Annotated in this window: 10 protein-coding genes; 7 read left to right on the forward strand and 3 right to left on the reverse strand. The window is 59.2% G+C overall.

Going from position 1 to position 12,577, the window contains the following annotated elements; translation table 11 throughout:
• Positions 1–295 precede the first annotated feature (295 nt).
• The 6 genes from ACFC20_RS00215 (at position 296) to ACFC20_RS00240 (ending at position 9,160) form a co-directional block, all read left to right on the forward strand.
• A complete protein-coding gene (locus ACFC20_RS00215; RefSeq protein WP_375191250.1) occupies positions 296–1,480 on the forward strand; it encodes a thiamine pyrophosphate-dependent dehydrogenase E1 component subunit alpha in 1,185 nt (394 codons plus the stop codon).
• Between the two features lies 1 nt (position 1,481).
• Positions 1,482–2,459, forward strand: a complete 978-nt coding sequence (locus tag ACFC20_RS00220; protein ID WP_091985180.1) for an alpha-ketoacid dehydrogenase subunit beta — start codon at positions 1,482–1,484, stop codon at positions 2,457–2,459.
• A gap of 26 nt (positions 2,460–2,485) precedes the next feature.
• On the forward strand, positions 2,486–4,087 hold the full coding sequence (locus tag ACFC20_RS00225; RefSeq protein ID WP_375191251.1) for a dihydrolipoyllysine-residue acetyltransferase: 1,602 nt from the start codon (positions 2,486–2,488) through the stop codon (positions 4,085–4,087).
• Between the two features lie 9 nt (positions 4,088–4,096).
• Positions 4,097–5,941, forward strand: a complete 1,845-nt coding sequence (locus ACFC20_RS00230; RefSeq protein ID WP_375191252.1) for a protein kinase — start codon at positions 4,097–4,099, stop codon at positions 5,939–5,941.
• 143 nt (positions 5,942–6,084) lie between these two features.
• Positions 6,085–8,088: a methyl-accepting chemotaxis protein gene (locus ACFC20_RS00235; protein ID WP_375191253.1), complete on the forward strand. Its 2,004-nt coding sequence runs from the start codon at positions 6,085–6,087 to the stop codon at positions 8,086–8,088.
• Between the two features lie 127 nt (positions 8,089–8,215).
• Positions 8,216–9,160, forward strand: a complete 945-nt coding sequence (locus ACFC20_RS00240) for a peptidoglycan-binding protein (protein ID WP_375191254.1) — start codon at positions 8,216–8,218, stop codon at positions 9,158–9,160.
• Between the two features lie 11 nt (positions 9,161–9,171).
• Here the strand turns inward: ACFC20_RS00240 and ACFC20_RS00245 are convergent, their stop codons facing one another.
• Together ACFC20_RS00245 and ACFC20_RS00250 are read right to left on the reverse strand one after the other, a co-directional pair.
• Positions 9,172–9,324 (reverse strand): DUF1127 domain-containing protein, encoded by a 153-nt coding sequence (locus ACFC20_RS00245; RefSeq protein WP_375191255.1) that lies wholly within the window; start codon positions 9,322–9,324, stop codon positions 9,172–9,174.
• A 168-nt stretch (positions 9,325–9,492) separates the two neighbouring features.
• Positions 9,493–9,744, reverse strand: a complete 252-nt coding sequence (locus ACFC20_RS00250) for a YdcH family protein (RefSeq protein WP_375191256.1) — start codon at positions 9,742–9,744, stop codon at positions 9,493–9,495.
• A 178-nt stretch (positions 9,745–9,922) separates the two neighbouring features.
• Between ACFC20_RS00250 and ACFC20_RS00255 the strand changes: the two genes are divergently transcribed.
• Entirely contained in the window at positions 9,923–10,891 is a 969-nt protein-coding gene (locus ACFC20_RS00255; protein WP_375191257.1) for a beta-ketoacyl-ACP synthase III, read from the forward strand.
• On the opposite strand, the gene ACFC20_RS00260 is transcribed toward ACFC20_RS00255, so the two are convergent.
• The gene (locus ACFC20_RS00260) at positions 10,885–12,522 is read right to left on the reverse strand and encodes a diguanylate cyclase (RefSeq protein WP_375191258.1); all 1,638 of its coding nucleotides are present in this window, start codon (positions 12,520–12,522) and stop codon (positions 10,885–10,887) included. The two genes, ACFC20_RS00255 and ACFC20_RS00260, sit on opposite strands and share 7 nt — an antisense overlap.
• Between the last annotated feature and the right edge of the window lie 55 nt (positions 12,523–12,577).

Below are 12,577 nucleotides of genomic sequence, written 5' to 3' on the forward strand. Positions count from 1 at the left end.
CCCGTTGCGGTTGCTGAATTTATCACGCTTCCGACATCTGGCGGAAATCAACAGAACCTGTAGGCGCTTACGGTCACCGGGCCATTCTGTATCAAAATCCATGCTCAGCTGGCGACATATCCTGCCGTCGCCATAACGAATGTTGGCATCGGCCTACCCTAAAAGCGCAGTTTACGTTAAGGTAACCCTGTTCCGAAGCATCACACCAGATTCTTCAGGACTGTCTACAATGACATTAACGACATGCCCACAAGGCGTGTTTTGTTCCTCAGGCCATTACCCCAGGAAGAGGATTATGACAACAACAAAGTCAAAAGTTGCGTATTCCCCGGTATTTACCGACGGTGCGGAATTCCGTATTCCCACGTTCAAACTTCTCAAACAGGACGGCAAGCTCTACAAGAGCGCCAAGGCGCCGGACCTGGATAAAGACAAGGCCCTGCGAATCTACCGGGCCATGGTCACCACCCGGATTCTTGATGAACGCATGCTGGCCGCCCAGCGCCAGGGCCGTTTGAGTTTCTACATGCAATGCACTGGCGAGGAAGCCGCTGTAATTGGCAGCGCCGCGGCACTGGATGATGGCGACATGATCATGGCCCAGTACCGTGAACAGGGCGCCCTCGTCTATCGCGGCTTCACCATCGACGAGTTCATGAACCAGCTGTTCGGCAACGAGCAGGATTATGGCAAGGGCCGGCAGATGCCCGTGCACTATGGTTCGAAGAAGCTCAACTACATGACCATTTCCTCGCCGCTGGCCACCCAGATTCCCCAGGCCACCGGCTATGCCTATGGCCAGAAAATGGCCGGTGATGGCCACTGCACCATCACCTACTTTGGCGAAGGCGCGGCCTCCGAAGGCGATTTTCACGCGGCCCTGAACATGGCGGCGGTACACCGGGTACCGGTGATTTTCCTTTGCCGTAACAACGGCTACGCCATTTCCACCCCTGCGGCCGAGCAGTTTGCCGCCGACGGCGTGGCACCCCGGGCCTACGGCTACAAAATGGACGTAATCCGGGTAGACGGCAATGATGTACTGGCCATGTACGAGGCCACCCGGGCCGCTCGCGCCATGGCCGTTGAGCACAATCGCCCGGTCCTGATCGAGGCCATGAGTTACCGACTGGCCGCCCACTCCTCGTCAGACGACCCGTCCGGCTACCGCAGCAAGGACGAAGAGGCCGTGTGGCGGGAAAAAGACCCCATTCTCCGCATGCGCCTGTGGCTGGAAAGCAAGAAATGGTGGAGCGAGGACGAAGAAAAGCAGCTCCAGGAATCCATGCGCCGTGAGGTGCTGGAAACCATGAAGCGGGCCCAGAAGCGACCGCCTCCCCCACTCGAATCGCTGGTGACCGATGTCTACGACGAGGTGCCAGCCTCGCTCGCTGAGCAATTCGACAAACTCAAGGCCCACATTCGCCGTTATCCGGACGAATACCCCAAGAGTGCCGAACACGCCAAGGGAGGAGCATGATATGAGCAAGATGAACATGCTCCAGGCGATTAACAATGCCCTTGATACGGCCATGGCCGCCGACGAGCGGGTGCTGTGTTTTGGTGAGGACGTCGGCGTATTTGGTGGGGTTTTCCGGGCCACCAGCAACCTCCAGCAGAAGTATGGAAAGGCCCGCTGCTTCAATACGCCCCTGGTCGAACAGGGGATTATCGGCTTTGCCAACGGCCTGGCGGCCCAGGGCTCGGTTCCGGTGGCCGAGATTCAGTTCGCGGACTACATCTTCCCGGCCTTTGACCAGATCGTGAACGAATCGGCCAAGTACCGGTATCGCTCTGGCAACCTGTTCAACGTGGGCGGCCTGACCATCCGGGCTCCTTATGGCGGCGGCATTGCCGGCGGCCTGTACCATTCCCAGTCACCGGAAGCCTACTTTGCCCATACTCCGGGCCTGAAAATCGTGGTGCCACGCAATCCGCACCAGGCCAAGGGCCTGCTGCTGGCAGCTATCCACGACCCCAACCCGGTGCTATTTTTCGAGCCCAAGCGCCTCTACCGCGCCTCCGTGGGCGAAGTGCCCGATGAGGACTACCGCCTGCCCCTGAGCGAAGCGGAGATCACCAAGGAAGGCACGGATGTGACCGTACTGGGCTGGGGCGCACAGATGGAGGTAATCGATCAGGCCGTGGAGCGGGCCGAGAAAGAAGGCATCTCCTGCGAGGTGATCGACCTGCGGACCATTCTGCCCTGGGACGTGGAAACCGTGGCCAACTCGGTGTTCAAGACCGGTCGTTTGGTGGTCACTCACGAAGCGCCATTGACCGGCGGATTCGCCGGCGAGATTGCCGCCACGATTCAGGAGCGCTGTTTCCTGTATCTGGAATCCCCCATCGCACGGGTTACCGGGATGGACACCCCCTTCCCGCTGGTGCTGGAAAAAGAGCACCTGCCCAACCACCTGAAGGTCTACGAGGCCATCAGGGCGAGCGTGGAATTCTAGGCTGATATCAGGACAGGAGAGCTGCAATGAGTGATTTTATACTGCCCGATATCGGCGAAGGTATCGTGGAATGTGAACTGGTGAAATGGCTGGTCAGCGAGGGCGACGTTATCGAGGAAGACCAGCCGGTAGCCGAGGTGATGACCGACAAGGCCCTGGTGGAAATCCCTGCTCCCTACAAGGGCCGTGTTACCCGCCTCTACCACAAGGAAGGCGACATCGCGAAAGTGCACGCGCCGTTGTTCGAGCTGGTGGAGGAAGGCGAGCCTTCTGAATCCACGGAAACAACGAGCACAGAGCAACCAAAAGACGTCGAGAAGGCCGAACCGGCGCCCAAACCGGCAACCTTGGCCGATACCGGCGACGATGCCACCGAAGACTTTATCCTGCCGGATATCGGCGAGGGTATTGTCGAGTGTGAGGTGGTGGAATGGCGCGTGGCCGAGGGCGACGAGATTGAGGAAGACCAGCCCGTGGTCGACGTGATGACCGACAAGGCCATGGTGGAGATCACCGCACCAAAGGCAGGCCGTATTACCAAGCTCTACCACGAGCAGCAGGCCATGGCCCGGGTGCACTCCCCGCTGTTTGCCTTCATACCTCGCGAGCGCGAAGATTCCGTTGGAACGCCCGCGTCCCAAAAACCGCAACAGCAGCCGCAAGCGGATACCGCAACGCCACCGGCAAAGGCGGTCAATGGCACCCATCGCCAGCGGATACCGGCCAGCCCGGCGGTGCGTCGCCTGGTGCGTGAGCATGAGCTGAACCTGGCGGACATTGCCGGGTCCGGTAAAGACGGCCGGGTACTTAAGGCGGATGTGCTTGCCCACCTGGAGCAACCCAAGGCGAAAGAGCCAGGGAAAGCCACCGCCGACAAGGCGCAACCGGCGGCTACAGGGTCACTTCGCCCGCAAGGCGAAGCAGAGGTGCGCGTCGAGCCCATCAAGGGCATGCAGGCGGCCATGGTACGCAGCATGACCCAATCGGCCAGCACCATTCCGCACTTTATCTACAGTGAGGACATCGACGTAACCGACCTGCTTGCCCTGCGGGAAAAGCTCAAACCTGAGGCCGAAGCCCGGGGTTCAAGGCTCACCCTGATGCCGTTTGTGATGAAGGCCATGGCACTGGCCATCCAGGAATTCCCCGTGCTCAACAGCCGCATCAACGAGGATGTCACGGAGATCCACTACCTGCCCCACTGCAACATCGGTATGGCCGTAGACGGCAAGGCGGGCCTGGTAGTGCCCAACGTGAAGAACGTGGAGCAGCGAACGTTGCTGGGTATCGCCGACGAAGTCTCCCGGCTCACCGAGGCGGCCCGCTCCGGTCGGGTCAGCCAGGAAGATCTGAAAGGCGGTACCATTACCATCTCCAACATCGGCGCGCTGGGCGGCACCTACGCGGCCCCCATCATCAACGCACCGGAGGTGGCAATTGTAGCCCTGGGCCGTACCCAGAAGCTTCCGCGGTTCGATGCCAACGGCCAGGTGGTGGAACGGGCGATCATGACGGTCAGCTGGGCCGGGGACCACCGCATCATCAACGGTGGCACCATTGCCCGTTACTGCAACCGCTGGAAGGGCTACCTGGAAGCGCCGCAGACGATGCTGCTGCATATGGGCTAACGATTGGTCATGGTGCAGCAGAAACCTCTTCAGCAGTTCTACATACCGGAAGAGCAGTCGATCTACCTGCTCAGCCATGACGATGCCAAAAAGCTCAAGGACTGGGTGGCGCTCTGCGCCGCCCAGCTCCGCCAGCTCGGCTACCGCGATATTGAACTGATTGGCAAGGGTGCCTACGGATTCGTATTCGCAGGTCGCCTGCCCACACCGAGCTCCCAGGGCCCGGAGCACGTGTTCAAGTTCACCCGGATCAACCTGCCCCAACACCTCCAGGACCGCCTGGAAGACGAGGCCTACATTCTTGAGCAGGTCCGACACCCCCGGGTTCCGCGGCTAATCTCCTACCAACGTGCCAACAACCAGCCCATCCTGGTGATGGAGCGGGCCGCAGGTCTGAATCTGGAAGAAGTATCCCTGCAGGAAGGACGTCTCAAACCACGGTTGATCATTCGTATTGCCGACCAGATCGCCGATATCCTTCGCTGCCTCCGCCGAGAGAACGGTCCCGCCGGGCGGCCGATCGTCCATGGCGATATCAAGCCCTCCAACCTGGTGTTCGATGCCCGCACCGAGAACGTTGCCCTGATCGACTGGGGCTCGTCGGTGTTCGCCCAGCTCGACGCCAACCAGCAGTTCATCACCGCGAATGTAATGGAGTTGATGTCCGACAACTTGCAACAGACCAACGCCCGGCTTGGGGACGTGTATTTCATCGGCGAGGAGCAGCTCAACGGCGGTCTGTCGTCGCCACGATTCGACGAACAGGGTGCCGCCGGGACTCTCTATGCCCTGGCCTCGGCCCAGTCATGCCGCTTTGGCCACCGGGCTATTCCAGCTACCTCTCTCGGGCTGCCCATGGAGTTTGCGCGCATGCTCGATGGCATGCTCTCGCCGGATCCGGAAACCCGTCGCAAAGCCGGAGACTACTACCTGCGGGAAATGCCGCGCATGGCTCGCACGGTCATGATCGATCTGAAAGAACCGCCAGTGCCGCCCCAGGTGCCGGTGTGGGTCCGCGAGTCTGACCAGGAGATCGACACCGTGGTCTACAGCTCGCGCAAATCTTTCCTGCGGGAGGAAGGCGCCCCGGAAACCCTGAGCGATGTGAACGACGTTCAGCTGGATCGCTACTACAAGAACTTCATGCAGGGCATGGGCGAAACTGAAAAGGCCTTTCTGGCGGCGGTCAGTCGCCTCGGCCGCTACCCCGTGGAAGGCGGGCTCGCGGTACGCTGGGAAACCGATGGCATTTACATCGACACCTCCCTGAACCTGCACGATCCGGCCCTGAAATCCGCCTTTGTTCAGGCGGTGAACAACATGGTGTATCTGGCCCAGGCCATTTACCGCAAGGGCATCTTCAAGAGCTGCCTGTTCAACGCCCGCAACACCCTGCACGTGGATCGCGACGATCCGAGCCAACCGTTCCGCATTGAGCCGGACCTCAAGCTCCATTACGAAGTCAGCGCCGCTCCCGAGGTGGAAGATGAATCCCGCGTGCACTCCTACTTCGAGGACGGACCCGACCCGGAGGAGTTCCTGGTACTGCCGGACACGATCATCGAGGCCCTTGAGGCGCTGAACGACATCCATCACACCGGCATGATCATCTTCGAGGCCCTGCCCCGGCACCTGAAGATCCACAGCCACTACCGCCTGCTGGACCCGGAACGGGAAGCAGAGTTCAGCCACCTGCTGGATGAGATCCTGTCCGCTGTCGAGCAGATCACCGGGCTGGGCGTATCCGGTTATATGAAGATGCCGTACAAGGACACCCGCTTCTTCCCACACATCGAGCGCCTGCCAGACCGTTACTATCCGCGCAATCCGAGGGCCGACATGGCGCCCTCCTGAACAGCTGCGAGAGGATCACTTTCTCTGGAAGCAGTGCAATACTCAAAACAGCCAATGCGCCGTAATGGAAACTCGAACGTAAAGCTTCAGGTTTTGTCGGCGCTGCCGATACCCGTGAAAACAACTTTAGAAAGGATCACACTTTGGCCTCCTCTGCCTTCGCATCGATTGAGCGCAAACTGGGTGTTCCCGGAAAGCTGCTGATTGCACCGGTTTTCATCCTGCTGCTGTTTGCCGCGGTCACGTTCTTCAGTGTCTATGAGTTCCAGGAACTGGACCGGCGAATGAATACCGTCGCCCGGGATCTGGCGCCGGATACTGCCATCGGCACGGAATCGGTTATCAGCGTCTACCGGATGCGACTGCGGGTATTTGACTATTACTCGTCTGGCCATGAAGAGGCCCTTACCCACTTTGACGAGCTGGAGCAGGAATTCAATGGCGTGATGACCCGGGCCCAGGAACGGATCTCCGACCCTGCGGCTGCCGAACTTGTCGATCGCATCGAAGAGACCACCCGTGAATACATCAATGCCTTCCGGAACGAACTGGTTCCGGCCAAGCGACAGGTGTTGGCAATTGTTCGCGACGAACTCAACCAGCATGGCCCCAATGCCACCCAGGCCCTGCGCATGGCCCTAAACGGGGTGGCCAACCGCGAGCCGGAAAGCGACCTTCGTGCTGGCCTCGAACAACTCCTGAACGACGCACTGGTGATGCGTTTGACCGCGCAGCGATACCTGGCCAGCGGTGAAAAGGACGCCCAGGATGCGCTAGGATGGGCGATCGAGGACCTGACAGACGCCCTGGAGCTGCTGGATACCGAGAACGGGCCCGAGTTTGTCCAGGTCTATCTGGATACCGTGGTGGAAGAACTGGCCAACTACCGGGCCGCGGTCCAGAGGATGCTTGAGCAGCAGAACATCGTGGTAACCGTGAAGCGGGACAAACTCGATGTACTGGGACCTGAAATCGCCAGTATGGCCCGGGAGCTGGAAAGCAGCATCTTCGCGGCCCTTGAAGTTGAAGCCGACGCCGCAGGCGAGGAAACAGACCTGGCCCTGAGGTTCACACTGATTGCCTTTGGTATTTCCCTGGTGCTTGGCCTGGTGGTGGCCGTTCTGATGAGCCGGATGATGGGCGCCAGCGTGAAGCGCGCGAAAACCGAAATCCTTGACTACCTGGATGACATTGCCCAGAACAATGGCGATCTCTCCACCCGCCTGACCCCGGGCCGCCCCGATGAGATCGGCGATTTCATTGGCGCCGTCAACGCGTTCCTGGAGACTCTGGAACAGACGATATCCCGAATCGTCAGCGCCTCGCGCCGTTTGACCTCCGAATCCGAATCGCTTTCCGGGATTACCGAGCGCACCACCGCCAACTCCGAGCAGCAACGGGACCAGATCACGCAGGTGTCAGCGGCCATGCAGGAAATGGTGTCCACCTCCGAGGAAATCGCATCGAATACCAGCGACACTGACGAATCCGCGCGCCGGGCGGCCTCGCTCGCGGACACCGGCCAGGAAACCGTCAGCACGGCCATTCGCTCCGTCACCAACCTGGCGCAACAGGTGGAGGAAGGTTCCAGACGTATTCAGCAACTGGAGAACGAGTCCGCCGAAATTGGCAAGGTACTGGCCGTTATTCAGGGCATTGCAGAGCAGACCAACCTGCTGGCCCTGAACGCTGCCATTGAGGCAGCACGTGCTGGCGAAGCCGGGAGAGGATTTGCCGTGGTGGCGGATGAGGTGCGCGGACTGGCCAGACGGGTCCAGGAGTCGACGGTCGACATCGAGCGGATCGTGTCCCAACTGCAAAGCGGAGCTGCGGGCGCCGTCGTTGACATGAGCCGCGCCAAGCAGATGGCCTCGGAAGCCAGCGAGGAAGCCGGCAAATCCGGCAAGGCCCTGGCCGATATACTCTCTGCGGTTAACAACATTGTTGAAATGACCACCCAGATTGCCAGCGCCACCGAACAGCAGCGGGCCACCGCCGCCGAGATGACCCAGAACGTCGAGGTCAGCAGCAACGCCATTGAAGAGCTGGCCGGAGACATTGGCCAGGTCAACCAGTCCAGCCGGTCCCTGGCGGAGATGGCTGATGATCTGAACACTCTGGTGAAGCGGTTCCGCGTAAAGGAGTAGCGCCAACGGCAATCGTTGCAGATGTTAACCACGTCATGGGCGGGTTCCTGAAATACTGATACGTTGGGCTGTCGGTTACAGAATGTAACCATCCAGGACAGCCTTGGACACGTTGGAGGGACCCACCATGACCCACGCCCGCAAAATCGTAAACGCCCACCCAGGTCGCCGGAGTGCGGCAATTCTGGCCACTGCCCTGCTCTTGAGCAACGCCCCACTCGGTTTTGCGCAGGCCGGTCAGACCGAGCAGGTTATCTTCTCTGCAGAAAACGCACTCTATGGCGCGGGGTATGACATCGGGCGTGCCGACGGCTGGTTCGATAATGACCTGCGCAGCGCCGTGCGCGCCTACCAGAAGGCCAACGCGCTGGCGGTCAGCGGCAAGCTCGACAACCCCACGCTCTCCGCTCTTGGCGTCAAAGCCGGCTCGGTTCAAACTGTCTCGGGCAACGCCCTGAGCAGCCGTGCCCAATCCCTCAAAGCGCTCGAGTTACCATCGCCCGCGACAATGCCGGTCGCTCGTCCTGAAGCGCGAAAGACGATTGTAGAAAAAGCGGTCGCCCAGAAGCCGATTGTCGAAAAGCCCGTTGTCGAAAAGCCCGTTGTTGAAAAGACGGTTGAAAAGACGGTCGTTGAAGAGCCGGTTTTGGAGAAAGCGGCTGTTGCCGAAGTGGAACCAGCTCCGCCTTCCTCTCCGAAGACTCAACCGACCACAGCCGAAGCGGTTAACGAAAGGCTCAGCGAAAGCACCGGATCGGTGGAGTTGGCTGAAGTGTCGCGAGCCAATGTTGATACAAAACAGAAATCTGCAACCGAAACCTCGATAAAATCTGAAGAAGAGATCCAGGAACCAGGTGCAGAAAAAACAGAAGAGGTAAAACCGGCAACCGTGGCCTCCATCGAGACGACCACGGTTGAGCCCAAAGCACAGCCTCAAGCGGCTATCGAGCCCGCCCGAAATGTCGAGCAATCACAACCAGAACAGGAAACCGCGGTTGAGCCCCGCCGGGCAAGCTCCGGAGGCGGGTTTTTCAGTGCCCTGTTCGATTTCTTCTTCGGCTGGCTGGTGTAGCCTTTCCCGAATCAGAATTTCCAGAACGGGGTACTGAGTTTCCGCTCGACGATCTCGGGCGAAAAACCTACGTCATTCAACAGACGCGGATCCATAGTCGAGACCAGATGGACGAAGTTACGCTTCATCCGCCAACCTTTGTAAAGAGACGCTGCTCGTTTCATGTGACTACTCCTGGACAGTGTAAGACTTTCGGTCTCAAAAACGGGACCCTGTTTAATTAGTGTCCTATTTTAAACCTGGCCAGGAGTGTTCTGAATACTTGGAAACCCCTATGAACAGGGGCTTCCAGCGCATTTCAGTGAAATTTTGATGACGGGTCTGTTACCCGTTCATGAAGACTTGCCGTTTGAAATCAGAGTCTGATACAGGTCGTCCTTGAGTTGGGCGCGTTTCTGTTTCAAGCGGTGCAGCTTGTCGTCGCCAATGGGCGCATCCCGCTTCTCCAGCCCCTCTATTTCATGGTCCAGGTCTGTGTATTCCCGGAGCTTCTCGTTGAACCTGAGATCGTTAGTCTTGAGCTCTTCGATGAGGCCTTTGTACTGGGGAAATTCAAGGTGAAGCTCGTGGCTGGAAATGCCCATTTTCCAAGTCTCCTCTATTGTCCGGAGTGTGTGCGCAATCGTGATCATTCCGATCACTTTCAGCATAGTCGAGCCTGCCACTTTCTGGGCTTCTTTGACAAATCGCTAATTACGCACGACGTTTCATGGGTATAGCATGGTCTTACGTTCATCCAGTTACGTCTCGGGACACTCGCGAATGACCTTTGCACGAATTACCGGCACCGGCTCCTATCTGCCAGACAATGTTGTGACCAACAAAGACCTTGAGAAGATGGTCGACACCAGCGATCAGTGGATTCGCGAGCGTACCGGTATTGAGCGCAGGCACATCGCCGTTGAGGGCCAGACCACCGTTGATCTGGCCGAGCAGGCCTCCAGAAACGCCATTGAGGCGGCAGGCATCAACCCCAACGAAATCGACCTGATCGTGTTTGCCACCTCCACGCCGGACAAGATTTTCCCGAGCTCTGCCTGCATTCTCCAGGCCCGCCTGGGGATTCACGGCTGTCCGGCGTTCGATATCCAGGCGGTATGCAGTGGTTTTGTCTACGCCCTGGCCACCGCCGAGAAGTTCATCAAAACCGGAAGCAGCAAAAAGGCGCTGGTGATTGGCGCCGAGGTGTTTTCCCGCATTATTAACTGGGAAGACCGGGGCACCTGTGTCCTGTTCGGCGATGGTGCCGGCGCGGTAATTCTGGAGGCAGACGAGGAAACCGGCATCCTCTCAACCCATATTCACGCCGATGGCCAGTACGAAGAGCTGCTGCACGTTCCTTGTGGCATTGCCGATGGCTACGAACAGGTCAAGGCCGGACGGGCATTTGTCGAAATGAAAGGCAATGAGGTGTTCAAGGTTGCGGTCAATACCCTTGGCAAGATCGTCGACGAAACCCTCGCCGCCAACCAGATGAAGAAATCTGACATCGACTGGCTGGTGCCGCACCAGGCCAACCTCCGGATTATCTCAGCGACGGCACGCAAGCTGAACATGTCCATGGACCAGGTGGTGGTCACCGTGAATGAGCACGGCAATACCTCTGCGGCGTCCATCCCCCTGGCGCTGGACGCTGCGGTTCGGGATGGTCGCATCAAACGCAATGAAGTGGTGTTGCTGGAAGCCTTTGGCGGCGGTTTCACCTGGGGTTCTGCGCTGCTTCGCTACTGACGCCCTGCTTCAGCCCGGGGAAGCGGCCCACAAACCCGGTTACGCCCGGACTCCTTGGCCTGGTAGAGAGCGTTATCAGCCTCGTCAACCAGTAACACGGGCCCGGTGCCCTCCTGATCCCCCTGCTCTCCCGAAGACTCTCGCTTCAACGACTGTTGTTCCGAAGCCAGCTCGCTTTCGGAGAGTTCGCTCGGCGCCAGCATCGCCACACCCACGCTGATGGTGACGGATTCAGCAACCGAGGAGAGCCGGTGAGGAATCCCACGCGCCTCAACCGCTTGACGACAGGCTTCGGCGATCGTCTCCGGCTGGGGTGTATCGGGCAGGATAATCGCGAACTCCTCTCCACCATAACGTGCAACCAGGTCAGCGGGACGTTTGACCACCTCCCGCAAAATCCCTCCAACGTCACGAAGGCACGAATCGCCGGCTGGATGGCCATACTCGTCGTTGTACTCCTTGAAGAAGTCGATATCGACCATCACCAGCGACAGGGTTGTCTTTTCCCGCAGCGCCCGCCGATACTCTTTGCGAAGCACCGCATCAAACTGCCGGCGGTTAGCCAGACCTGTCAGGGCATCGGTGAGCGAGATTCGTTCCAGCTCGGCCGTGGCAAGACTCAGCTGGGCGTTTTTTCTTGCGCCGGACAGGAAGTAACCCACCAGTACCACAACCAGCACCGTGCCGGAGGCGCTCACAAATACCGGCAGTATGCCGCGGCGGGCCTCGATATAAGACCGGGAGGGGACAGCTTCCACCGACCACTGGCGACCTGCAATCGAGATGGTCTGTGCGGTATGCCGGAGGTCGGGCTGCCAGGACAGGTGCTCCGGATTACGGGAGCGGTACAGCAACAGTTTCTGACTGCCGGTGATGTCCAGCACTTCAAACAGCAGGTCCTCGGTGAGCTCCGGCCCCACGGCCTGGCCCACTAACTCCCCCACCCGAAAGACGCCGTTGATAAACCCATAATGCTGGCGGGTATCGATCCCGGCACCCGGGCTTGTAGAAAGGGTATAAAGCGGTGCAAACACCAGGAATCCTCGCTGGTTCTCCGGTTCCTGAACAAGCCGGATTCCGGCCGTTGCGACCATTTCGCCAGATTCCCGTGCTTCCAGCAGCGCCTCCCGACGGGAGGCCTCACTGGCCAGGTCAAACCCGAGCGCGGCGCGATTCTGCCCCAGTGGCTCTATGTACTGCACCGGCACATACCAGGCCCTGTCCGTCAGGCCCACCAGGCCGTCAGGGCTCGCCTCTGTCATCGCGAAATCGGCAAACGCCTCTTTCTGTCGGCGGATGAATTCATCAAGTTCGCTGTGCTCGACGGAAGGCGCCCAGGCGAACGCCTGAATCGCTGGCGAACGCTCCAGGATCTCATAGGTCAGGCGATTGAACCTTTCGGCCGTCATCTCCGGCATCACGGCCACGGCCGATCTGAGGGCAAAGAGAATTTCAAGATTCAGCAGGGCTTCACGCTCAAGGCTGGCAGACAGTTGGTCAATCTCGGCCTTGAACTCCAGTTCGATGGCCCGGGTTTCTTCCTTGTACAGCAAACGCCCCAGTCCCAGGCTGAGTGCAATCCCAACAATCAGTGCGGCGATCGCGTACAACGACGCCCTTTTTTTCTTCATCTGCAATTTACACAAGACACACCCTGCTTCCGCTGACTAACGATTCTGGCGACCA

The sequence above is a fragment of the Marinobacter sp. genome, from assembly GCF_041984545.1.
Classification (GTDB): Bacteria; Pseudomonadota; Gammaproteobacteria; order Pseudomonadales; family Oleiphilaceae; genus Marinobacter.